Here is a 22,868-nt window from a genome sequence, read left to right as displayed (position 1 = left end):
GCATTTGGCATATATTCAATTCAAAATGAACAAAATCAAAAGAATTATCTTTCATTTTTCATTGGAAATTCAATATTCCTCTTTACCCTCTGTATCGTGCTCACACTCAGCCTTGTTCTTTTAGAAACTTCTTTGTAACTCAATCCAGATTTCAACAATTCATAGGCATGCAACTTATCATCTGTTATTTTGGCTTTAGGGCGTCCTTCTCGGAAGTTTGGATTATTTCTCTTAGCAAATGCTTTCCCCTCCTGTGTGCGCTCTACGATCATGTCACGCTCCATTTCAGCTACTGATAAAATTGTACGCATTATCATCCGACCAATAGTTGTGTTTTCAATGGTACCGAGATTAAGAACCTTAATTGTTATATTTCGTTCTAACAGCGGTTCAATTACTTCTAACGCTTCTTTAGTATTCCTTGCAAAACGATCCAATTTAGTCACTACAACTGTATCGTTATCCTCTAGAATTGATAATAACTTGGTAAATTCCGGTCGATTTATTTTTGTTCCTGTAAATTTTTCTTTATACACATTTTCTTTACTCACACCAGCTTGTTTCAATTGTTCCAACTGCTCCCCTAATGACTGAGCTTTCGTACTTACTCTCGCATATCCATAAATCATAGAATATCCCCTCTTATCTTAATTATTTTCTGACCTAAGTTAATGACCATCTATCAAGATTGACACATCAACAAACAAATAGTTGGTCAAAAACTATTATGTTTCTGACCAACTAAAAAATTTATAAATCATCTTCCACTGAAATGGATTTAAAAATTTCCTCCTTCATTTCTCTACCTAAAAGTTTAGGCAAATTTTCTTGATTGATTCCTAAAACATACGGTGTTTGTATCAAAGCATAAGACATATCGTAAGTTAAAACTTCTTGTTCCGGCCTCAAATTAAGTGAATTATAGAAAAAAACTCCTTGCGGCTCTTTTTTTAGTGTCTGGTAGTAAGAAGCAATTGCAGGTGAAAATTTTCTAAGAACGTTACTTTCATTATAGCCACTAAACTTAACCGTCAACTTATCTGCAACAATTCCAACGGCTCCTTTTAAAGCACTTTGTGTACCAATAATTACCACACAACCAGAAGATCTCCCTATATTTAAAATGTTCAAAAGCAATCTTTCTGCATAATCACTTTGCTTTTTATCTAACCCATTTCGAGTATTTTCATATTCGTCCGCTAATAAAACTATTTGTTTTAGTGGAGCATGCAAATGCTTCTCGTTATATTCTTTAATGTTTTCAACTTGAAGCTCATAAAACAACCTTTCACGTCTTTCAAGCTCTTTTAAGACGTATTCAAAGACCTTCAACTGAGAGTTAATTCCAGAAGCAATAAAAGCTCCTGCTTTCTCAAATTCTATAAAATCAGCAATTTTAGAACTAGACGTCAAAAACATAGTTGTATAGTCAAAACCCAAATCGTATTGCGAAATTTGAGCTAACTGAGCTAAAATATTCTTAATTTGAACACTTTTCCCTGCTCCACTCATCCCTGCTACCCAAAAGAAATTCGTTTGAAAATTCCATTTAGCAGACAGTGATCCCATTAAACTTTCCCCAATAAAAAACTCCCCAACTGCATTATACTTATTCAGTGCATCAATACTCATTTCATAAGAAGATAGCTCTTCATTTAATAAAACTACTAAAGTAAAAATACCTCTGTCGGCATGTTCTTTAATAATCACTCGACACCTAAATAGAGCTTCAATATCTGGCTTCAATTTTTCAATGTTTTGAACCGTCTGATTTTCTATAAGTCGGCAATTTAATTGAAGGAATTTCTCTTGCCCCGAAACATTACTCACACTAAATTTCCACATTTTTCTATTTCTATACACTTGGTCTAAGAATTGCTGTGCTTTTTTCTGAGCTGATAAAGGTAAAATACTAGCTTGAATTATTTGTTCTGCTTGAAATTCGGGATTTTTTTCTGGAACAATATTCTTAATCTTTTTTAACAGTACAGGATCATTCATTACATATTCCTCCATTAGCCTTGAGTCAGCAGATAGTAGTGCTGGAATATATTGATGCAAGTATCCTTCAACACTAACATAAACATTTTTCCTAAGTGAATTATGGGCGGGTAAGAGATATAGCATTTTAAACAATTCATCTGATGAACATCCTTGTGAAATAGTTGTAGTTATCTTTTGTACATCTAGTATTTTTATCTTCAAAATACTTCGTGCTCTATCATACTCTGTATGATAGAAGTCAATTGTTACACCCAAAATCTTTTCTATCGCTTCCCAAGTCTTATCTAGTCTTAACGGGAGATCGTAATACACCTCTTTTGTGCCTACATCTTGTTCTTTTCTAATTGATTGTAGTGATTTATTAATCAAAGCTATTGTCAACTCATACCAGATAATGATCACAAGGTATGTTGCTGTGAACCAACAGAACCAAAAAATAACTTTTACACTGAAAATTGGGAACCACATCGCCACAATTTTTAAAGTAATTGATATTATAAATAATGCTGTTAGAAAGAATGACCAAAAGTTTTGTTGTGTTCTTTTTTGATACTTCAATCGATAAATTCCCCCTCCTAAAAATATACCTACAAATCTAATAAAAATTCGTATTTTAGGAATTATCTCCTTTTTTATATATTTCCAACGTTTTACTGACCTCTTCCTTTTTTCTTCCCTATTTTTATTCATTATTTTTCCCCCTTATTTTTTTTAGGTCTAAATTTTAAACTTAGTTCCTCAACAAAATCACCTTCACTAGCTATGAAGTAATACTCTAAACCTTTAAATAAAGCTGATTTCAATAGACTTTTAGACCCAGAAAAATTCTCATTTTTTTCTTTCTTAACTTCCTTCAATTCACTATTTTCCATTGAAAAATAGATATCTTGATTTTGTAAATCAACACGTTTTCCAATAGTCCCATCTTCGCTTAAAAAGATATTTTTCTTACCCAAGAAAAGGGATTTTACTTTAAACTGAGCATTGATTACCAAATGTAAATGGACGTTTGTATACTGTTTACACTGCTGCCTATCAAAAATTGTTACGGATATGGTACTTTCAGATAACGTTTTAAAATCAGCAAATAACCAAAATTGGGTTCTCCCATATAAAACAAATTTCTCTAATAGCTCCCCTCTCTTAATACTAGAAATAGACAGTTTATTTGGAGCAACATACATAAAATATGTAGGTCTTCCAGCAGTTATTGGTTGCATTTTCTCTCTTTGGATCAACGGATATTTCTTAAAATGTTGTGCCTCTTTTTTGGAATAAAGAAAGAAGTTTATTTGCTTGGTAGTCAATGCACAGATAGATAACAACTCAAAAAGTTCAGTTCTTTTTAAATTTATTCGCTGTAGCATTTTTCACACCCTTTCATTTTGATTCTAAACAAATGAGTAAAAAGACAATCACTTCCCACAGAATCGCCTGTTTTACAGTCTTTTTTTACAAGATAAGGTAAATTCATCAGAAATAAATCTTTAATTAATAGAAAATAAATCGAATATTTACCTCCAATTAATCATATCGGGTTCACCATCCAATTACAGCTATCTTCGCAGAATCTTCGTTATTTAATAAAAAAGATTTGGATTATTAGCTTCTTAAACTAAACATCCAAATCTAACCAAATATTTTATACTATGATTTCTTCTACCTTAAAAAAATTTTTTAAAAGCAACAAAACAAACTCTAAGGTATCTTCATCCTCACTGTTGATCGTATATATGTCGACTTCTTGTAATTGTATATCCACTGTCAAACCAGTAATGAATAGAGTAAGCGGACGATTTTCAACCAACCTTTTAATAATACCTAGATCAAAATAAATTGAACTTGATAACAATCTATATTCAGATTGCATTATAACTGTCTTCCCATAACTCGTATTCGAATGCGTACTCAAAAAGCACTTCACTTAAGTAGGCATCAACAATTTGACACTCTTCACTTGACCTAAAATGAATGGTCAAAGTCATAATCTCTGAAAGTGTTATTTCAATGCAAGAAGCACCAAGATAATCAATTATTATTTGTTCCGGGCTCATTTCTACAATCATATCAATAGCTCTTAGTTCTTTTAATGATAAAACATCTGTAATATCCATAAACATCTCACTCCTATTTTATATTTATATCCATAAGTTTAACGCGCTAAAAATCAATTGTCTGCGCCCAAAACAAAAAAAACAGAACTTAATTTACAAGTTCTGCCTGAAATTCATTTAAACTCAAATAACACAACATCTTCTAATGCTAGATGTTCAGCATTAACATTATATTTTGGTATATACATAAACGGAAACACTATCCTCATAATATGCAATTTGATAAAGTACTTCTCTATCAATATACATTACTTGATTTCCATATTCTTTTCTCAACTCATCAATTCGTCCCAAATAGTCTTTAGTTAAGTCTAGTAGCATATACGAATCAGTCTCTTCGACCTTTGGATAATCATAGATATTAATATATTGTTTCTCTTGATTATTCTCTAAAAAATACTTTTGGAGGAGGCCACTTCCTCCACCAGGCATTCTCCCTTTATACAACTTAGCATAAAAAGAATAGTCTTCTGACTGATTTGAAGTCCCAACAATCAAAGTATCATTATCACGAAACAAGTAATTAGCAGTCTCAATCGTTGTTTTTATAATATCCAAATTAGTTGAATAAAAATCATAATAAGTAATTTGCTTCCCATCAGCAGTTAACTCTATACTTGATTTATTTGTAGAGATATCTACAACGAATTCGTCACTCATTTTACCAATCGCAGTTAAAGTTTCCAAATCTTCTAAAGAAAAATTCATGTTAGAAATTTTACCTGATCTAGTCAACTTATATTTTCCAACAATTGTTGGAGAAGTCAAACTAAATTGCTCCCAATTTAACTGATTAGATGATTTTAAATAAGAACGCAGCTCTTCACTCTCCTTATTCTTTTTTATACTTTCTTTAGCTACATATTCTCCTAAATCCTCTTGCTCTTCAACAATTTTTGCTGTTTGAGTGAACTGTTCATAGATTTTCTTATTATATTTTTCTTCTTTACTATATTTATACAACTCACTTTCGATGCTTGCCATAACTTCTTTATCCATATTAAAATCTTTTAAAACTACATCTTTTTTCAATTCACCTGCAACAATTACTGGTACCTCAAAAAGATCATTGAGTGTATCTTTTAGCATTAACTCCTCCTCAAGTTCATTAAATCCTGTTTTAAAAATGAAACCTTCATTCCCTAAACTATTCTCTTTTATATATTCTTGAACATCTGAAAGTACTTGAGTAGCTTCTTCAGTTAAATAGCCGTCTTCATATGCTTTTTTAACCCATTTTGCAATTTTCTCTTCTTGTTGAATTTTCTGGGCTTCCACACGTTTATCATACATAGTTTTAAAAAAGAATATACTTACAAAAACCATCAGTATTGCCAATATAATAAATTGTCTTTTTTGGTTAGATTGTTTATTATTTATGTTAATTGTATCTCTCTTTTTAAACATCCACTTGTAGCTCCTTTTTAGTTAAAAATAAGGCTTAGAGTTTCCCCTAAACCTCTCTGATTCTATATTCTTACTGGTTTACCCAAACTGCATACCAACCATAACCATTGCTCAAAATTAGATAATCCCAATCACTACCATGTAGGTCATTCGCCAATTTGTAATCATCCATCGCATCCATTAACGCTGTATCATCTGTATATGTTCCTATGATACCATTTGCCACACCGGGAATTTGAGCTCCTACATACGGACCTTCTGGCACTTCTGGTTCTTCTGGATCAGTAGGGTCAACTGGGTCTACCGGATCGACAGGTTTTGCTGGGTCTGTTGGCTCAACCGGAGCTATCGGGTTTGTTGGCACTTCTGGAGCTACTACTTCGCCTCCGCTTGTTGGCGGTGTTTCTGTACCTGTAGTTGGCTCTGTTACAGAAGGGTTCACTGTTTCACCAACACCCTGATTTGGATTCACTTTATTCTCATCAGTTATAGTAGTTTCATTAATAACATTTCCCTGATTATCTTTAACTGTAACTACATCACCTTCAAAATAAATAACTCGCCCAACTGGTAAAAAATATTGTTCACCTTTAGAAAGATCAATACTGTTTACTTCAGCCAAAGTTTGAACTGTTAAATTAGTCCTCTGTGAAATCGCCCACAGTGTATCTCCTAAAACTAATGTATACGACTTCTCTCCATCTTTAATTTGTATCATATCTGGGCTATTTGGACTCCAATTAGTTGTCGCCTCTGTTTCTATTCCCGTTCCTATTACTAAGACTCCAAATAACGCGACACTTGTTAAACTAAGAAATAATCTCTTTTTCATTTTACATTCTCCTCCTTGCATGATAACTTACAAAAACATTATATCGCACATAATAGTATTTTTCCACACCAAACTAAACATTAATTTTTTTTGCACATTCTAAAGCATGGTTAGATAAGCAATCTTCATCTAAAATTTGTGATATAAACGAATGAAAGTAGGCGAGAATGATGAATGAAGAGCAAATCAAAACTTTTGCTACAATAGAAGCTGAACGAATCATAAAACACATTATTTACCTACGGAAAAAGCAAGGTCTTACTCAAGAAAAACTTGCAGAGAAAGCCAGTATTAGTCGAAATACTATAGTTCAAATCGAACGTGGCTCTGTAAAAATATCATTGGTAACCTTCTGTTCATTACTAAAAGGTTTAAATATAAGCTATTCAGTTTTCTTTAAAGAATTTGAAAATGAACAAGCATTGGTTAATGAAAGTGATACTGAAATGGTCGACTTGTTTAAACAACTGAATCTTCATCCACACCGAAACGAATATATAAAAATCATTCAATCCCTAATAGATATTAAATAGTTTTATTTTGAAAGAACCTCATCTTTTATTAAAAAGAAGTTGTTCTTTTTTACTTTACCTAAAAAGTTGTTATTACTTCTATTCAAACTATTTTTATCATCCCTAACATCCTGTTTGTTCCCTGTGTATTCTTTGTACGTTCTCTGTTCATTCTCTAGTACTTTCTATTCTCTTTACTTGCTCCTGCTTTATATTTGCTAGTAGTTTACTGTTGGTACTATTACACATATACTATTAGATACTACTTAATCGAGAACAATCCACCCCCCTCTTGTCCCCCCTCCAATTCTAAAGATTCCCCTGCACTAAAATTTACAGGTCCTTCCCAACTTGAAGTTAGACTTAGGTAAATTGAACTCGCTACTAATCTCAATTTATCAAGGTCTAATTACTATTAGGCCCTCATAATCTGAGATCAATTGCCAGTTGCCTCCCCCGATGAGTATACGCTCATCAACGACTACACAATGGTCTTTCCAACTATAACCACTATCCATTTCTGGAATCCGCCGTCCTCTTCGTTGTCCGCTTCTTTTAACGAACACTTTTCTTTTACTTGGAAATTTTGAGCTGTTTACCTTATAAATTTACTTAGGTCAATATCAATAGAATGCTCAATTCTCTATAGAATCCCACATATGGAAGACAACACCCATATGCTTGGATAGGTTATTATTGTTTTATCTGAAATTTTCCCTCTTCCAGAAATTATTCCCGGTGTGTATGCAACTAAACGCTATTTTTAATGTCAGTGGGGAGCGAGCAACCACCTTACATACAACCACTTTTACCGGTGAAACCAGCAAAGTTTTGCTTTAAGGATTACATCCTATTTAGCACTTTCATAAGTGCTTTTCAATCTTTTACTGAGATTAAAAACTATTGAAAAGCACATTCAATTTCTACTTATACTATTATCTTACCGCATTAAAATACTATATACAGCCCGTTATTTCTATTTATTAACTATTAATCTTAAATATAGCTTAATCATCCATCTTTTCTGGTTACCTAATTCCTTCAAACTTTCTCTCATTTTGCCCATATCTTTCTAAAACACCTCTTTTTTTTCAATTAATTCAAACGTTTTTTTCACCTTTTCGCTTCTTGCATTACTAGTTTGCTTAGAGCTCTTTTTTTGAACATTCACTAACTTAATAAGCTTTTGAAACTTAGCATCATTCATTTTTAATTGCTGTTCATCACTTGGTTCAAAATTCGCGCTACTCAAATGATGATTTCGAGTGAAATGAATGATATCAATAACGTCCATTTTCGTAAATTCTTCTTCTGCGATAGCAGATTCTTCCGAATAGAAAGCATATATCTTAGTTTGAAATTCCTTTATGTCACAATAAAAAATAAATGGAAAAACCTGACTAATTCTTTTTTTAAGAAACTTTGCTCTTCTCGCAATCGATATATTCTCAACTAAAAAAATCTTATGTTCTCTTGAAGATTTTACAGGAATCTCTTCATTTTCACCTGAAAGAAAGTAGACTTGCACTCCTGATTCAATTCTTGACAAATTATTCATATCTACAAATGTTGTATCAAAACAATTTGCAGATAAAAGATATGGATCTAGTAAAATTATTCTACTCTTACTTCTTTCATTCATCGTTCGAACGAAATTTAACAATTGCTGTCCTTTTTTGTATCTATCTGCAATTACTTCATATTTTTTACTTCCATTTTTAATTTTGGAATCTTTTAACGTATAATATGTTGTTGCTTTACTATCTCCATCTTTTCTCAAAAATTCCTTATCTAGAAAATCTTCTTTCAGCGGCGACTTATCAGTTTTTAGATCACAGCCAAAAATTTCGTTTATCTGGCTACAATTTAATTGAACAACTTTTAGTAAAGCCACTAATTCAGTATATTCTACTTTTCTACTATCAATTGAAATGTGTGATGTTTTCATTTCCATACCCTCCTTATGCACATTTAATGTTGGTACATTCTACTTGAATTTAAAGAATGTACCAACGTCCTCATTGCATGCCCATTTTCTAAATTTTATGTTTCTTTATCCATTCATTGACTTCCTTTTTATCGTATAACAATGTCTTTTCACCTAATATCTGAACAGGAAGACCACTTCTGCTCCACTGACGTATTGTCACCGGTGATACTCCATTTAATGCTGCAATTTCTCCTTGATTAAAGTTTTCTTTGTGAAGAATAATCATCAGTTTATTAAGAAACTCCTCAGACATCATTGCCGCATAAACACTTTCTGAAATAGTGGATAAAACTTGATTTTCTAACTTTAATTCAGTTAACTCTTTTTTCTCCTCTCTTTCTAAATTCATTGTTTCACCTCCTTACTACACCAAACAAGTAAAGTCGTGAATCAACACCTATGATCTTAATCTATCATTTTTTTTACGCTCGGTCAACAACCACGATTATATATTAGTAATCGTGGTTATATAAAAACTTGAACGTTTTAAGTTTATATGGTATAACTTAGAACAAGGAAGGAGGAGGAAGTATGAAGGAACATAGCATAAAAATAAATCTAAAAAAAATTTTAGAAGATAGAAAAATAACCATTACTAAAATGAGTGCTGATATTGGTATATCAGCCAATTCATTGGGAAAAATCATTAATGAAAAATCAACTTCGATACATTTTGATACCATTCAAGCCATATTGGATTATTTGGAAATTCCTCTAGAAGAACTATTTATTTACTCTCCACATAAATCAAAAAAAATGAATGTGACTGTTTCCAAAATAATTATAAGAGAAGTTAGTGAAAGTAGAGGCGACTTCGCGCGTGAAGAAGATTTCGATAACTATGGAGAAGTTGAATACACTGATGTGGAGAAAACCATTTGGACTGCCGAATTTTATTGCACACTAAGATACAACAAGTATAAATTTTCTTTTAAATCTGATGTTGATGTCGCAATTAATCATATAAATAATGATATCCTAAATGGTCAGATCTTCTACAATGAAGAAGACTTTAAAGAGATACAGGAAAAATTTGTACAAGAAAAAAGCTTTATAGATGAAATAAAAACAAAAATAAAAAGGCAAATTCTTGAAGAAATTGAACAAGAAATCGATCCAGAGAACAACTTATCATTAGACCTTGTTGCTGATTCAAGAATCATTTAGTTATACCTCTTCTATTGCATGCCCATGCAAACAGGAGGAAATTATAATGAAGAACAATAAAACAGATGACAGATACAAACAGTACGTTGACAAAAGAGATGGTAAAAAATATTGGAAGTTTTCGGCATACTTAGGTATTGATCCCAATACCGGCAAAGAAATCCGGACTACCCGATCACGTTTTGAGAATAAAACAGCCGCTAAGCTTGCATATAATCGCTTAATGACTGATTTTAAAGATGGTAAATACAATACTGATAAAACAAAGTCTTTAACCTTCAAAGAGTTATACCAAGAATGGTTGGAACATCACCGTCTTGAGGTTAAAGCTTCAACTGTTGCTACTAACCGTCGTTTTGTAGAAAGTCATGTATTACCTGTCCTAGGAAGCTATAAGATAGATAAAATTACTGTGTCTCAGTGTCAAAAAATAGTTGATGGCTGGCAAAAAAAATACAAACAATGTAAATATTTTAGACGGGTTACTGCTCAAATTTTGCAATATGCTGTTCGGATGGAGTATCTTCAAGCTAATGCAATGAAAAATACAGTTCCTCCAAAAACAGATACTGCTAAAGAAAAAAATTTTTATACAAAAGAACAACTAGAAATTTTCTTTAAGTGCTTAGATGAGCATATTGAAAAAGATGGACGAACCGGACTTAAAATATTGGCATTCTTTAGAGTTCTTGCTTTTACTGGTTTGAGAAAATCCGAAGTGCTGAGCCTTCAGTGGAAAGATATTGATTTTGAAGAATCCACAGCCAATATAAGTAAAACCTTGGCTGTTGATGAATTTGGTAAGATTATTATTCAGTCACCTAAGACGGAAAACTCCAAACGGAAAGTAAAATTCGATGATAAGACTTTACGTATTTTAAAACGATGGAAAATTAATCAAAAAGAATGGTACATTAAATTTGGTATTAATACTTTTGATAAAGACCAATTTATCTTTACCAATAAAAAGAATGGTCTGTACTATCCACAAGTAGCCAATGACTGGTTGAAAATGATTTTAGATAAATATGATTTACCCAAAATCACAGTTCATGGTTTTAGACATACATTTGCCAGTCTATTATTCAAAAGTGGTGTACCTCCAAAAACAGCCCAAGAACTACTTGGCCACAAAAATTTAGAAACAACAATGAATATCTACACTCACGTTACAGACGATGATATAGATGATGCTCATAACCAGTTTGCCAAGTACGCAAATTTTTAAATCGTAGCTAACAACGTAGTTAGATAGATTTTTAGGCAAAATAAAAAACTCCGAATGCTGTTAAATCAACATTCGGAGCTTCTATTATAGGTCTACCCAACAGACCCTTCCATCTCATAACTAATCAATCGATTCAACTCCACCGCATACTCCATCGGCAATTCCTTCGTAAACGGCTCCACAAATCCCATAACGATCATCTCAGTCGCTTCTTGCTCTGACAAACCGCGACTCATCAAGTAATAAAGCTGTTCTTCCGAAATTTTCGAAACCTTTGCTTCATGCTCCAACGCCACTTGACTATTATGGATCTCATTAAACGGAATCGTATCTGATTTCGATTTATCATCCATGATGATCGTATCACACTCAATATGTGAAATCGAACCAGCACTATCTTTGGCAAAGGTTACTTGTCCACGATAGTTCACTTCTCCGCCATCTTTAGCGATCGATTTTGAGACGATCGAGCTTGATGTGTTTGGTGCATTATGAATCATTTTTGCCCCTGTGTCTTGGATTTGGTTTTCGCCGGCGAATGCGATCGATAGCATCGTGCCGCGTGCGCCTTTTCCATCTAGATAGACACTTGGGTATTTCATCGTTGCTTTTGCTCCTAGGTTTCCATCGATCCACTCAACGGTTGCTCCTTCGTAAGCTTTGGCACGTTTGGTTACTAGGTTATATACATTATCTGACCAGTTTTGGATCGTTGTGTAACGTGTATAGGCATCTTTATGGGTAAAGATCTCAACGATCGCTGCGTGTAAGCTATTGCTTGTGTACGTAGGTGCGGTACAGCCTTCTACGTAGTGAACACTTGCGCCTTCATCCACGATGATCAACGTACGTTCAAATTGTCCGGTGTTTTCCGCATTGATCCGGAAGTAGGTTTGTAATGGGACATCTACGCGAACGCCTTTCGGTACATAGATAAAGGTTCCACCGGACCAAACCGCAGAGTTTAGTGCAGCTAATTTGTTATCTGTTGGTGGCACTAATTTTGAGAAGTATTTCTTGAATAAATCAGGGTATTCTTTCAACGCTGAATCTGTATCGGTAAAGATGATCCCTAATTTTTGGAATTCTTCTTTCATATTGTGGTAAACCACTTCTGATTCGTATTGGGCAGAAGCACCAGCTAAGTAAGCACGTTCTGCTTCTGGGATACCGATTTTTTCAAAGGTTTCTTTGATTTTATCTGGTACATCGTCCCAGTCGCGAGCAGGTTTGTCGCTGGCTCTTTGGAAATATTTGATCTTATCAAAATCGATATCTGATAAATCTGGTCCCCAGTCCTGCATTTTCATTTTATTGAATTGTTCTAATGATTTCAAACGGAATTCCAGCATCCATTCTGGTTCTTCTTTTTTTCGTGAAATTTCTCTAACGACTTCCTCTGTTAGTCCATCTCCCGTACTGAAGATCGGTTTCACATCATCGTGGAAACCAAATTTATATTCTTCTAACTCTGGTACGTTGCTCATTATTTCACCTTCCCTTAAATATAAGTTCGAACTAAAAGGAAACAACGTTCCTCTTGATTTGTATTTTTATTCTTTGCAGTGTAATTGTCCTGCAGTTCCTTGTCCGTCATTTTCCACTGCTTGTTCTAATGCTTTCCACGCTAATGTGGCACATTTGATCCGAGCTGGGAATTTTGCTACGCCGCCAAGCATCGCTGCATCACCGAGTTTTTCTTCATCTGATACCTCATTGCCTTGCACCAATTGGGAGAAATCTTCCGCAAGCTGCTCTGCTTCAGTTAAGCTTTTTCCGATGACTGCATCAGTCATCATGCTGGCACTTGCAGTACTGATCGAACAGCCGCTGCCGTTAAAGGCAATATCTTTGATGATATTATCCTGGATATCCAGCTGTAATTCGATCACATCACCACATGTCGGATTATTCATTTCGATTGTTTGACTTGACGCATCCAAGCTTCCATGATGATGCGGATGGCTAGAATGGTCTAAAATCACTTGACGGTATAAATTATCTAATTTAGAGAGAGCCATGTTGGAAAAACTCCTTTGTCGCTAAAATTGCTTCGATCAATCGATCCGCATCTGCTTTGGTATTATAGAGAGAAAAGCTTGCTCTAGCTGTTGCTGCTACGTCTAAATATTTCAGTAATGGCTGGGCACAATGATGTCCTGCCCGAACTGCCACACCTTCCATATCCAAAGCCGTCGCTGTATCATGAGGATGCAGTCCATCTAAATTAAACGCGATCACACCCGTATGATGCGCAGGATCTTGTGGTCCATACACCGTTAGACCATCGATCGCTAACAATTTTGGCAATACATACTCTACTAATTCTGCTTCATGTTGATGGATATTGTCCAAACCGATCTCATTGAGAAAATCGATTGCGGCACCCAAAGCGATCGCACCGCCAATATTTGGCGTTCCTGCTTCGAACTTCCATGGCAATTCTTTCCATGTACTATCATACAAATTCACAAAATCGATCATTTCTCCGCCGAATTCGATGGGCTCCATTTTCTCTAGCAATTCGCGTTTTCCATATAATACACCAATTCCAGTTGGGGCGCACATTTTATGTCCGCTAAAAGCATAAAAGTCCGCATTGATGGCTTGAACATCCACCGACATATGAGGAACAGCTTGCGCACCATCGACAACTAAGACAGCACCATGACTATGCGCTAATTCAGCTAGTTCTTTAACTGGATTGATCACACCTAAGACGTTAGAGACATGAGCGATAGAAACGATCTTGGTTTTGTCTGTGATTTGTTGTTTCGCGCTTTCCATATCTAAAAAGCCGTCTGCTGTAATATCAATGTATTTCAACGTCGCACCTTTACGTTCGGCTAATTGCTGCCACGGAATGATGTTTGAATGGTGTTCCATATAAGAGATCACAATTTCATCACCAGCTTGTACTACTAGATCACCATAGCTTTTTGCGACCCAGTTCAAGCTAGTCGTTGTGCCTCGCGTGAATAATGTTTCAGCTGTTTCTTTGGCATTGATAAAAGCTCTAACTTTTTCACGAGCCGCTTCATAATCTTTTGTTGCCCTTTCAGCTAAAGTATGCACACCACGATGGACATTGGCGTTATCATGTTCGTAATAATAAGTCAGTCTATCTAAAACTGCTTTGGGTTTTTGAGTTGTTGCTGCATTATCCAGATAAACAAGCGGCTCGTCATTTACTTCTTGAAACAAGATGGGAAACTGTTGCCGAATCTTATCTGCGTTTATCATGCATTCAACTTCCCTTCAATAACATCTACAAATTCTTTTTGGACTTCTTTGACCGGGATCGCTGTGATCACTGATCCTAAGAAACCACGAATCACTAAACGTTCTGCTTCTTCTTTGCGCAGACCACGACTCATCAAATAGTACATTTCCTCTGGATCGACACGACCAACACTGGCCGCATGTCCTGCAGTTACTTCATTTTCATCGATCAATAAAATTGGGTTCGCATCACCACGGGCTTTGTCAGAAAGCATCAAGACACGGCTTTCTTGTTGCGCATCTGCTCCTTTAGCCCCTTTTAAGATATGACCGATTCCGTTGAAGGTCAATGTTCCTTTTTCACGAATAACTCCGTGTTGTAAAATATGCCCTACAGAATGAGAGGCTTTATTGGTTACACGTGTATCGATTCCTTGTGTTTGTTTGCCGGCACTGATTGCCACAACTTTGACTTCTGAGTGAGAGCCTTCGCCTACTAAGTCAGAATCAAAATCAGCAACCACATCGCCATCATTCATAACACCGATCGCCCAGTCAACTGAGGCATCGCGCATGATATGACCACGACGGTTCATATAAGTCGATAGGTTTTCACCTAATTGATCGACTGCTGAATACTTCACTTTTGAGCCAGCTTTGGCAATCACTTCAACAATGATGTTTGCCGAAACTTTTGCTTTTCGTTCGCCGATAGTTTGGAATCGTTCTAAATAACTGAATTCACTATGCTCATCTGCAATGATCAAAACATGTTTGAAGAAGGGTTGTTCACTATCTGAATCTTGGATAAAGATCGATTCGATCGGTTCTTCGATCACGACATTTTTGGGTACATATAAGAACACACCGCTATTCATGAACGCTGTATGGAAAGCTGTCAGCTTGTCTTCGTCCATCTCCACAGCTTTTGTCATATAGTATTCTTTGACTAGATCACCATGTTCCTGCATCGCAGTGAACAGATCAGTGAAGATCACGCCTTGGTCAGCTAATTTTGCTGAAAGCTGTTCAAATGCTGTGATCGATCCTTGCTGCACGATGACTGGATTGTCTTTCATTGCATCAAAGCTAGGGATATTCATCGCTTGTGGTATATAATCGTCTGTATTTACATTAAACAAAGGCCAACGGTGAAATTTCACCCGTTCGATCTTTGGTAATTCTAAGTGTTCAGCTTTTTCTAAAGCCGCTGCGCGCAAGTCCGTCATCCATGAGGGTTCTTCGTTACGTGCTGAAAAAGCTTTGATGTCGTCAAGATAATTTGCTGTTGTGATATCTTTCATTTATCTTGTCCTCCTTACGCTTCTTCTTTGTATTCAATACCTAATTCTTCACTGATTCCAGCATAGCCTTCTGCTTCTAAACGTTGTGCAAGATCAGCGCCGCCTGTTTTTACGACACGGCCTTCCATCATGATATGCACCACATCAGGTGTGATGTAGTTCAATAGACGTTGGTAGTGAGTGATGATCAATGCGCCAAAGTTTTCGCCGCGCATTTCATTCACGCCTTTTGAAACAACTTTTAAAGCATCAATATCTAAACCAGAGTCGATTTCATCTAAGATCGCAAATGTTGGTTCTAGCATCAATAATTGTAAGATTTCATTACGTTTCTTTTCTCCGCCTGAGAATCCTTCGTTCAAATAACGTTCAGCCATTTCTTCTGGCATATTTAGTAGTTCCATTTTTTTATCTAATTTTTTGATGAACTGCATCACAGAAATTTTGTCATCTTCATCACGTTTGGCATTGATCGCCGCACGCATGAATTCAGCATTTGTGATACCAGGAATTTCACTTGGGTATTGCATCGCTAAAAATAGACCTAAACGCGCACGTTCATCTACTTCAAGTTCTAAGACATTTTCGCCATCAAAAAGAATTTCACCTTCTGTGACTTCGTAATTTGGATTTCCCATGATCGCAGCAGATAATGTCGATTTACCTGTTCCGTTTGGTCCCATGATCGCGTGGATCTCTCCTGTTTTCATGGTCAGGTTCACACCTTTTAAAATCTTCTTATCTTCGATTGATACGTGCAAATTTTTAATCTCTAAAACGGACATGTATAATTCCCTCCAACTTAAAAATAATTATTTTATCGTTCTCATTCATTTTATCCTAATTGAGAATGATAAGCAATCTCTTTACTAGAATAATTCTTAATTACTAGAGGTTTTCTTTGTGAAAAAATGGACTTATTTAGAATCTTTCTAAAGTGAATCTCTTCTTACCGTCTATAAAACAGTTAACCCAGACCTTTTTTTGATATACAAAAAAAGAAAGTTCTTCTACATTAAGCAGAAGTCCTTCCTTTTTCTTCTAAATTATTGAGGAATAATTGAGATGTATGTTCCAGTGATCTGAACTTTAGACATACTATCTATATTCGGTAACGCTGCCCAGTTAGGCACTGGCGCACGGTCAGCTTTTACATGTAAAACTGTTCCGCCAGGTAATCCTTCTGTCACGGCCATTGTCGTTTTATAAACAGGTGTTAAGCCATTCACTCTTTGAATGTTGAATGCCCAAATTTTAGTATTACCATTAAAATAAGATTCTCTTGGTGAATAGGTTCCTTCAAAATCAAAAATCCGATCCTTCACAACATAGGCTGCTTGGATTTTTTGTGTATTTGCCGTTACATGCGCATACTGGATCTCTCCAGAATAATCAGCATAGCTAAAACCAGTTGCACTCGTTCCAGAAAATACACCAGAATAGATTCGTTTCCACTCACCCTCTGAATTAAACGTGAAGGTCGCTCCTTGATTCAAATCATATTCACTTGCCTCCGCACTTGAACTAGTTCCAACAACAGCAAAACAAATTGCCATCATCGAAACAAAAAATAAAACAATATTGCTTTTTTTCATGTTAACCTCTCCTTTTTTATAAATGTGCACTAGATGAGATTATCATAAACAAACATTTAAATCAACTTAAAGAACAAAATTATTATTTTTAAATAATAAATAAATTACAACAAACATGTCTTTTTTATAGAGTATTCTGAGTAGACAAAAACAGCTGAACTACAACTTGACAGAGCGTAGTTCAGCTGTTTCTATTTTGTTTACTTATCTACTGGTTTCACTGAGCCATCCCATTTTTCAAGAATCCAGTCTTGGATTTCTTTACTATGCAACGCATCAACCAATTTTTTGATTTTATCACTATCTTTATCTTCTGAACGAACTGCAACGATATTCACATATGGCGAGTTATCTTTTTCAAGCAAGACAGAATCTTTCAATGGATTCAAGCCTGCACTGTATGCAAAGTTGGCATTGATCGCAACAAGGTCAGCTTCATCATTGTTATACGTTGTTGTTAAGACTTCAGGGTTGATGTTGTGAATAAACTTCAAGTTTTTAGGATTTTTGTCGATATCTTCAAATGTTGCTGTTTCTAGATCAACACCATCTTTGACCGTTACTAAATCCGCATCTTGTAAAATCGTGATGATTCGGCCCCAGTCTGATTCTGAGTTAGAGGTGATGATCGTCGCGCCATCTTTCAAATCCTTGATATCTTTGATACGTTTTGAGTATAAGCCCATTGGTTCGATATGGATACCGCCCGCATTGGCGAAATCATAGTTGTTTTCTTTTACTTGTAGATTGAAGTATGGAATATGTTGGAAGTAGTTTGCATCGATATCGCCTTCTGCCAAGTTTTTGTTTGGTAAAATATAATCATCGAATTGAACGATTTCCAAATCAACGCCTTCTTTTTTAAGGATTGGTTTTACTTGCTCCAAAATTTCTGCGTGTGGAGAAGCAGATGCGCCGACTTTTAAAACAGAAGATTCTTTGTCTGATCCCGCAGTTTTACTATCATCTGTTTTACTATTTCCGCCACCACATGCTGCTAAACTAACTGCAACGACTGCCAATGCTGCTAAACCGAATAATTTCTTTTTCATCTTTATTTCCTCCAATTATTTTCTATATTAATTGCTTATCGTTTGTCTGAACGTTTGACCAATTGATCACCGACAAATTGAATGATAAACACAATCACCAAAATTAAGATCGTTGCTACAAGTGTTACTGTATTATTGTTCCGGCTAAACCCTTCTTGGTAAGCTAACCCGCCAAGGCCACCACCACCGATGATTCCGGCCATTGCCGTAAATCCGATCATCGTGATCGTTGTTAACGTGATTCCTGATAGTAATGCTGGTTTGCTTTCTGGAATCAAAACTTTAAAAATCTTTTGAAGTTTGGAAGCCCCCATCGCATCAGCAGCTTCTAATACACCACTATCCACTTCACGAAAGGCAATTTCAACTAATCTAGCATAAAAGGGTGCTGCAGATACGATCAATGATGGGATAGCCGCTTTTGCACCGATCCCTGTTCCCACTAATTTCCGAGAGAAATCCATCAACAAGATGATCAATACAATATAAGGAATCGAGCGGAAAACATTACTAACAACGGATAACACACTATAGCTGATTTTCGCTAGAGGAGACTTGTTGCGGCTCAAACTATATAACAGCAATCCTAACAAGAATCCGATAATAATGACAAAAATCATTGCAACGACTGTCATAAACAATGTATCGACCGCCGCTTGTTTCATTGACTCTGGGTTCACCCGGCTAAAATTCAAGTACTTTTCAACAAATGTTTCATTCGCCACGGTGAATCACCTCCAACCCAACTTCTTTTTCTGTGAAGAAAGCGAGTGTCTTTTCGACTTCACTTTGTTCTCCTAAAACCATGACCGTCAAGGTTCCAAAGGCGCCTTCTTTCGCTTGCTGCACTTGACCTTGAACGACATTGATGTCCACTTTAAACTGACGAATCGCTTGAGAAATCACTGGTTCATTGGCATTGTCTCCACTAAACTGAAGCGTAACGACTAAACCAGCTGGATTTTCTTTGATCAACTCACCAAGTAGTTCTTCTGTGTCTTCTTTTGGTTCAAGTTCTTGTTGAACAAAACGTTTTGTGACAGCTTGTTGGGGATTTTTAAAGACTTCTAATACGTCTCCTTCTTCCACGATTTGTCCAAGCTCCATTACAGCTACCTTATTACAAATTTTACGGATCACATGCATTTCGTGTGTGATCAGTACGATGGTTAGATTCAATGTTTTATTGATTTCAAGTAGTAGATCCAATACTTCGTCTGTTGTTTGCGGATCTAAGGCGCTGGTTGCTTCGTCACAAAGTAAGATCTCTGGATTATTTGCCAATGCTCTGGCGATCCCCACCCGTTGTTTTTGGCCACCGGACAACTGACTTGGATAGGCATCTCCTCTGCCTTCTAGCCCAACTAAAGTCAAAAGCTCCTGTGCTCGCTCTTTTCTACTACTTTTAGGCACCCCGGCTAATTCTAACGGCAACATGATATTTTCTAAAATCGTTCTTGACCATAGCAAATTGAAGTGTTGGAAAATCATGCCGATCTTCTTGCGGAACTGACGAAGTTCACGATTCGCCATTTGCGCGACATTGTGTCCTTGGATGTTTACTTCTCCTTCTGTTGGCAGTTCCAAGCCATTTAACAGACGAACCAAGGTACTCTTTCCTGCTCCAGAGTAACCTACGATACCATAAATATCGCCCTGCTCAACAGATAATGACACATCATTGACGGCCGTTACTTGCCCGTTTTTACCAGAAAATTGTTTTTTTACGTGTTGTAATTCAATTAGAGGCATTTTTCCCCCTCGACTTTCTTTTGTTTTGCTTGTTTAAGTATACTATATGTTTGGTGGTATGGTTAGACTTCTCTTGGTGATCAAGCGTGTGTTTTAAACTATGGATACTTTGATTTTTTGATTCTAGTACCTTCAATGAAAGATTGGCTTGTTTCACTAGTAACGTAACTTCGCTCACTTTGTTCGCCAAGTACTGTTCAACATCTGCTCTGACCTAAACTGTTCTTTGTTTCACTAGTAATGTAACTTCGCTCACTCTGCTCGCCAAGTATTGTTCAACATCTGCTCTGACCTAAACTGTTCTTTGTTTCACTAGTAATGTAACTTCGCTCACTCTGCTCGCCAAGTATTGTTCAACATCTGCTCTGGCTTAGCCAGTCGCAGTGTTTCACAACAAAAAGCTTCCGCCCTTTTGTCTTATTTGACAAAAGGACGAAAGCTTGTCTTTCGTGTTACCACCTTGATTTACTATCATTTCACAATAATAGCCTTATACAGTACTTGAATTCGTATACTGTGGTGCTGTAACGGGCACACCCGTAATAAGTTTACTCATGCTCACTTATTCTGCTCAAAGACCATCTTCCATATCAATCACGTTGCCTATTTTCAGCAAACAAGGCTCTCTTTAAAACACTTTTGACATGTACTCTTCTTTTCAAAGCTTTCAATTTATATTGATGAAATTATAGCAACAACCAAAACACTTGTCAAACATTTTTATGCTTATACTAGCTCTTCTTCGTTAACGTTAGTTAAAACAGCGATCCATGCATTCGTTTGATTAGGGTCATCAAGGACACTTGGCTCATTTTCAGCAGCTTCATTGATAGAAGCAACCGTTCCAGTTACCGGTGAACTAAATTCACTAACCGCTTTTTCTGCTTCCACTTCGATCAAGGAATCACCTTTTTTTAATTCTTGACCCATTTTTGGTAATGTTGCAAAAGTGATATTGCCTAATTCTTCTTGCGCTTCATTTGTCAGGCCTACCTTGTATCCTTCAGCGGTTTTCAAGACCCATAAGTTATCAATGATTTTTACTTCTTCAGCCATTATTGAATAGCTCCTTCGTAATCAGATTCTTTAAATCCGTTCGCTAAAAATTGATCTCCTTTAACAAAAATCGGACGTTTGATCAACATACCGTCTGTCGCTAAAAGCTCGCTGGCTTCTTTGATCGAAAAGTCATTGACTTTGTCTTTCAAGCCTTGTTCTCTATAACGAATACCGCTTGTATTGAAAAAACGACGAACAGGCAGATCACTTTGCTCCATCCAGCTTGCTAACTGTTTTGCTGTTGGCGGATTTTCGATCATATCGATCGTTTCATAGTTGACCTGTTTTTCATCTAACCAAGCTTTTGCCTTTTTACATGTTGAACACTTTGGATACCAGAAAAATGTATACATTCTAACGCCCTCTTTCGTTTAATATTCTTCAATCACTGCTTCTTTTTGATATTTCATGGACATGATCAAACCTACGCCCAGCATATTTCCTAAAATAGATGAACCACCCTGACTAATAAATGGCAACGGAATCCCAGTCAATGGCAGAAGTCCAATGTTTGCACCGATATTTTCAAATACGTGGAACAAGATCATCATGATGATCCCTGTCGCAATATAGGCATAAAATTCATTATTCGTCTCAAAACAAACTTTGATCATGCGGTAAATCAAGATAAAGTATAGCAAAATAATAAAACATCCGCCAATGAAACCAAAGTTTTCTCCCACAACCGTGAAAATCATATCTGATTCTCTGACCGGCACATACACATCGCTATTATTGAATCCTTTACCAAATAATCCGCCTGAACCAATAGCAGTCAATGCAAGCGCTGGTTGCTGCGAACGATTTGGATCATGATGAAACGGCTTCATCCATAAGTCGATCCGTTCAAACTGATAAGACTTAAATCCAACCGAATAAAGAAACTCACGCCCTGCTGTTGTTGTCACAAGATAAATCGTTCCAGCCCCAATCAAGATAGCTACTAAAAACGTCGGTAAAATAATTTTCCAAGAAATACCTGACATCAAGAAAACGCCACTGAAAATGGCTAAGAAAACTAACATCGTTCCAAAGTCATCTTGCAGTAAAATCAAAATCAGAACAGGCAGCGTCACCAACAGCATCTTACCGATCAACCAAAAATCAGATTTCAATGTCCGATCAACGTTCTTCACATTATGCATTGTGACAATATAGGCTAACATCAAAATAAAAGCAATTTTCATCAATTCAGATGGCTGAAATGTTGTACCACCAAAAGAAATCCAGTTTTTAGACCCTGTTTGAGACTCTAAATAAGGATCATAAAACTTAAGCAATAGACCCATCATCACAAGACCAATGGCGTAAAAAATCGGTGTCAATCGCCAAAGTAACTTCGAGTTAAAATGCATCACCACAACGATACTGATGCCGCCAACAAGGTACCATAGTCCTTGCTTCATCAACATATTCCCTATCTCAGGTCGTAACGGATCATTGCTCAATGCTACATATAATGAAAGTATTCCTATGATCGACAGAAGGAAAACAGGTAAGATCACTCCGTAGTCGATTCGATTATCTAAGTTATTTAGTAATTTATTTTTATTCATTCGTCATCCCTTTTCCTTGAATCATACGCTTTTTATTATAACTTTCTATGGATAGAAAAGAAAGTGTAGACTTG

The 22,868-nt window shown here is 35.9% G+C and carries 23 protein-coding genes and 1 other annotated feature; of the genes, 3 read left to right on the top strand and 20 right to left on the bottom strand.

The genetic code is table 11. The features are described 5' to 3' along the window. Positions 1–44 precede the first annotated feature (44 nt). From IGI58_RS15330 to IGI58_RS15305, 6 genes are all read right to left on the bottom strand, one after another. Positions 45–629, bottom strand: a complete 585-nt coding sequence (locus tag IGI58_RS15330; protein WP_429952714.1) for a recombinase family protein — start codon at positions 627–629, stop codon at positions 45–47. A 121-nt stretch (positions 630–750) separates the two neighbouring features. Then, positions 751–2,694 carry an FtsK/SpoIIIE domain-containing protein gene (locus IGI58_RS15325; RefSeq protein WP_429952715.1) on the bottom strand — a complete coding sequence of 648 codons (1,944 nt, stop codon included), beginning with the start codon at positions 2,692–2,694 and terminating at the stop codon, positions 751–753. Next, positions 2,694–3,371, bottom strand: coding sequence for a hypothetical protein (locus IGI58_RS15320; protein WP_429952716.1), 678 nt, complete (start codon positions 3,369–3,371; stop codon positions 2,694–2,696). The genes IGI58_RS15325 and IGI58_RS15320 overlap by 1 nt, the downstream gene beginning before the upstream one ends. A 492-nt stretch (positions 3,372–3,863) precedes the next feature. Then, positions 3,864–4,118, bottom strand: coding sequence for a hypothetical protein (locus IGI58_RS15315; protein WP_429952718.1), 255 nt, complete (start codon positions 4,116–4,118; stop codon positions 3,864–3,866). A gap of 168 nt (positions 4,119–4,286) precedes the next feature. Continuing rightward, positions 4,287–5,525: a hypothetical protein gene (locus IGI58_RS15310; protein ID WP_429952719.1), complete on the bottom strand. Its 1,239-nt coding sequence runs from the start codon at positions 5,523–5,525 to the stop codon at positions 4,287–4,289. 70 nt (positions 5,526–5,595) lie between these two features. Further along, on the bottom strand, positions 5,596–6,357 hold the full coding sequence (locus IGI58_RS15305) for a LysM peptidoglycan-binding domain-containing protein (RefSeq protein ID WP_429952720.1): 762 nt from the start codon (positions 6,355–6,357) through the stop codon (positions 5,596–5,598). 170 nt (positions 6,358–6,527) lie between these two features. Between IGI58_RS15305 and IGI58_RS15300 the strand changes: the two genes are divergently transcribed. Further along, complete coding sequence (locus IGI58_RS15300; protein ID WP_429956337.1) at positions 6,528–6,890, top strand: helix-turn-helix domain-containing protein; 363 nt, start codon at positions 6,528–6,530, stop codon at positions 6,888–6,890. A gap of 1,051 nt (positions 6,891–7,941) precedes the next feature. Here the strand turns inward: IGI58_RS15300 and IGI58_RS15295 are convergent. Together IGI58_RS15295 and IGI58_RS15290 are read right to left on the bottom strand one after the other, a co-directional pair. Beyond that, positions 7,942–8,817: a hypothetical protein gene (locus IGI58_RS15295; protein WP_429952722.1), complete on the bottom strand. Its 876-nt coding sequence runs from the start codon at positions 8,815–8,817 to the stop codon at positions 7,942–7,944. 88 nt (positions 8,818–8,905) lie between these two features. Continuing rightward, the gene (locus IGI58_RS15290; RefSeq protein ID WP_429952723.1) at positions 8,906–9,208 is read right to left on the bottom strand and encodes a helix-turn-helix transcriptional regulator; all 303 of its coding nucleotides are present in this window, start codon (positions 9,206–9,208) and stop codon (positions 8,906–8,908) included. 182 nt (positions 9,209–9,390) lie between these two features. On the opposite strand from IGI58_RS15290, the gene IGI58_RS15285 reads away from it, so the two are divergent. Further along, positions 9,391–10,026, top strand: coding sequence for a helix-turn-helix domain-containing protein (locus IGI58_RS15285; protein WP_429952724.1), 636 nt, complete (start codon positions 9,391–9,393; stop codon positions 10,024–10,026). Positions 10,027–10,072: 46 nt separating this feature from the next. Beyond that, positions 10,073–11,254, top strand: a complete 1,182-nt coding sequence (locus tag IGI58_RS15280) for a tyrosine-type recombinase/integrase (RefSeq protein WP_429952725.1) — start codon at positions 10,073–10,075, stop codon at positions 11,252–11,254. A gap of 92 nt (positions 11,255–11,346) precedes the next feature. Here the strand turns inward: IGI58_RS15280 and sufB are convergent, their stop codons facing one another. From sufB to IGI58_RS15220, 12 genes are all read right to left on the bottom strand, one after another. Continuing rightward, complete coding sequence (sufB, locus tag IGI58_RS15275; protein WP_088268511.1) at positions 11,347–12,741, bottom strand: Fe-S cluster assembly protein SufB; 1,395 nt, start codon at positions 12,739–12,741, stop codon at positions 11,347–11,349. A 66-nt stretch (positions 12,742–12,807) separates the two neighbouring features. Further along, on the bottom strand, positions 12,808–13,275 hold the full coding sequence (gene sufU, locus IGI58_RS15270; protein WP_429952727.1) for a Fe-S cluster assembly sulfur transfer protein SufU: 468 nt from the start codon (positions 13,273–13,275) through the stop codon (positions 12,808–12,810). Further along, on the bottom strand, positions 13,262–14,497 hold the full coding sequence (locus IGI58_RS15265) for a cysteine desulfurase (RefSeq protein ID WP_429952728.1): 1,236 nt from the start codon (positions 14,495–14,497) through the stop codon (positions 13,262–13,264). Before IGI58_RS15265 ends, sufU begins: the two co-directional genes overlap by 14 nt. After that, complete coding sequence (gene sufD, locus IGI58_RS15260; protein ID WP_429952729.1) at positions 14,494–15,780, bottom strand: Fe-S cluster assembly protein SufD; 1,287 nt, start codon at positions 15,778–15,780, stop codon at positions 14,494–14,496. Before sufD ends, IGI58_RS15265 begins: the two co-directional genes overlap by 4 nt. A gap of 14 nt (positions 15,781–15,794) precedes the next feature. Continuing rightward, the gene (gene sufC, locus IGI58_RS15255) at positions 15,795–16,565 is read right to left on the bottom strand and encodes a Fe-S cluster assembly ATPase SufC (RefSeq protein ID WP_429952730.1); all 771 of its coding nucleotides are present in this window, start codon (positions 16,563–16,565) and stop codon (positions 15,795–15,797) included. A gap of 261 nt (positions 16,566–16,826) precedes the next feature. Continuing rightward, on the bottom strand, positions 16,827–17,375 hold the full coding sequence (locus IGI58_RS15250; RefSeq protein ID WP_225533213.1) for a hypothetical protein: 549 nt from the start codon (positions 17,373–17,375) through the stop codon (positions 16,827–16,829). A 200-nt stretch (positions 17,376–17,575) separates the two neighbouring features. Then, positions 17,576–18,427: a MetQ/NlpA family ABC transporter substrate-binding protein gene (locus IGI58_RS15245; protein WP_429952732.1), complete on the bottom strand. Its 852-nt coding sequence runs from the start codon at positions 18,425–18,427 to the stop codon at positions 17,576–17,578. Positions 18,428–18,462: 35 nt separating this feature from the next. Beyond that, a complete protein-coding gene (locus IGI58_RS15240; protein ID WP_188634471.1) occupies positions 18,463–19,092 on the bottom strand; it encodes a methionine ABC transporter permease in 630 nt (209 codons plus the stop codon). Positions 19,093–19,141: 49 nt separating this feature from the next. Beyond that, positions 19,142–20,179 (bottom strand): methionine ABC transporter ATP-binding protein, encoded by a 1,038-nt coding sequence (locus IGI58_RS15235; RefSeq protein ID WP_429952733.1) that lies wholly within the window; start codon positions 20,177–20,179, stop codon positions 19,142–19,144. 425 nt (positions 20,180–20,604) lie between these two features. Then, positions 20,605–20,850: a binding site (T-box leader), on the bottom strand. Positions 20,851–20,905: 55 nt separating this feature from the next. Continuing rightward, positions 20,906–21,238: a glycine cleavage system protein H gene (locus IGI58_RS15230; RefSeq protein WP_429955274.1), complete on the bottom strand. Its 333-nt coding sequence runs from the start codon at positions 21,236–21,238 to the stop codon at positions 20,906–20,908. Further along, the gene (locus tag IGI58_RS15225) at positions 21,235–21,591 is read right to left on the bottom strand and encodes an arsenate reductase family protein (RefSeq protein WP_088268501.1); all 357 of its coding nucleotides are present in this window, start codon (positions 21,589–21,591) and stop codon (positions 21,235–21,237) included. The genes IGI58_RS15230 and IGI58_RS15225 overlap by 4 nt, the downstream gene beginning before the upstream one ends. A gap of 18 nt (positions 21,592–21,609) precedes the next feature. After that, complete coding sequence (locus IGI58_RS15220) at positions 21,610–22,794, bottom strand: FtsW/RodA/SpoVE family cell cycle protein (protein ID WP_087639812.1); 1,185 nt, start codon at positions 22,792–22,794, stop codon at positions 21,610–21,612. Positions 22,795–22,868: the final 74 nt, after the last annotated feature.

Origin of the sequence: Enterococcus sp. AZ020, from assembly GCF_050499205.1 — a bacterium.
Lineage (GTDB): Bacteria > Bacillota > Bacilli > Lactobacillales > Enterococcaceae > Enterococcus_L > Enterococcus_L dunnyi.
Note: the sequence above shows the minus strand (reverse complement) of the source record. Positions and strands in the feature narration are given on the sequence as shown.

Excerpts from the sequence above, each read along its gene's own strand:
- sufC (WP_429952730.1), bottom strand. The coding sequence starts at position 16,565 with ATGTCCGTTTTAGAGATTAAAAATTTGCACGTATCAATCGAAGATAAG.
- IGI58_RS15235 (WP_429952733.1), bottom strand. The coding sequence starts at position 20,179 with ATGCCTCTAATTGAATTACAACACGTAAAAAAACAATTTTCTGGTAAA.
- IGI58_RS15285 (WP_429952724.1), top strand. The coding sequence starts at position 9,391 with ATGAAGGAACATAGCATAAAAATAAATCTAAAAAAAATTTTAGAAGAT.
- IGI58_RS15220 (WP_087639812.1), bottom strand. The coding sequence starts at position 22,794 with ATGAATAAAAATAAATTACTAAATAACTTAGATAATCGAATCGACTAC.
- sufD (WP_429952729.1), bottom strand. The coding sequence starts at position 15,780 with ATGAAAGATATCACAACAGCAAATTATCTTGACGACATCAAAGCTTTT.
- IGI58_RS15330 (WP_429952714.1), bottom strand. The coding sequence starts at position 629 with ATGATTTATGGATATGCGAGAGTAAGTACGAAAGCTCAGTCATTAGGG.
- IGI58_RS15310 (WP_429952719.1), bottom strand. The coding sequence starts at position 5,525 with ATGTTTAAAAAGAGAGATACAATTAACATAAATAATAAACAATCTAAC.
- IGI58_RS15240 (WP_188634471.1), bottom strand. The coding sequence starts at position 19,092 with ATGAAACAAGCGGCGGTCGATACATTGTTTATGACAGTCGTTGCAATG.
- IGI58_RS15320 (WP_429952716.1), bottom strand. The coding sequence starts at position 3,371 with ATGCTACAGCGAATAAATTTAAAAAGAACTGAACTTTTTGAGTTGTTA.
- sufU (WP_429952727.1), bottom strand. The coding sequence starts at position 13,275 with ATGGCTCTCTCTAAATTAGATAATTTATACCGTCAAGTGATTTTAGAC.
- IGI58_RS15290 (WP_429952723.1), bottom strand. The coding sequence starts at position 9,208 with ATGAATTTAGAAAGAGAGGAGAAAAAAGAGTTAACTGAATTAAAGTTA.
- IGI58_RS15245 (WP_429952732.1), bottom strand. The coding sequence starts at position 18,427 with ATGAAAAAGAAATTATTCGGTTTAGCAGCATTGGCAGTCGTTGCAGTT.
- IGI58_RS15305 (WP_429952720.1), bottom strand. The coding sequence starts at position 6,357 with ATGAAAAAGAGATTATTTCTTAGTTTAACAAGTGTCGCGTTATTTGGA.
- IGI58_RS15295 (WP_429952722.1), bottom strand. The coding sequence starts at position 8,817 with ATGAAAACATCACACATTTCAATTGATAGTAGAAAAGTAGAATATACT.
- IGI58_RS15265 (WP_429952728.1), bottom strand. The coding sequence starts at position 14,497 with ATGATAAACGCAGATAAGATTCGGCAACAGTTTCCCATCTTGTTTCAA.
- IGI58_RS15325 (WP_429952715.1), bottom strand. The coding sequence starts at position 2,694 with ATGAATAAAAATAGGGAAGAAAAAAGGAAGAGGTCAGTAAAACGTTGG.
- IGI58_RS15280 (WP_429952725.1), top strand. The coding sequence starts at position 10,073 with ATGAAGAACAATAAAACAGATGACAGATACAAACAGTACGTTGACAAA.
- IGI58_RS15250 (WP_225533213.1), bottom strand. The coding sequence starts at position 17,375 with ATGAAAAAAAGCAATATTGTTTTATTTTTTGTTTCGATGATGGCAATT.
- IGI58_RS15315 (WP_429952718.1), bottom strand. The coding sequence starts at position 4,118 with ATGGATATTACAGATGTTTTATCATTAAAAGAACTAAGAGCTATTGAT.
- IGI58_RS15225 (WP_088268501.1), bottom strand. The coding sequence starts at position 21,591 with ATGTATACATTTTTCTGGTATCCAAAGTGTTCAACATGTAAAAAGGCA.
- sufB (WP_088268511.1), bottom strand. The coding sequence starts at position 12,741 with ATGAGCAACGTACCAGAGTTAGAAGAATATAAATTTGGTTTCCACGAT.
- IGI58_RS15300 (WP_429956337.1), top strand. The coding sequence starts at position 6,528 with ATGAATGAAGAGCAAATCAAAACTTTTGCTACAATAGAAGCTGAACGA.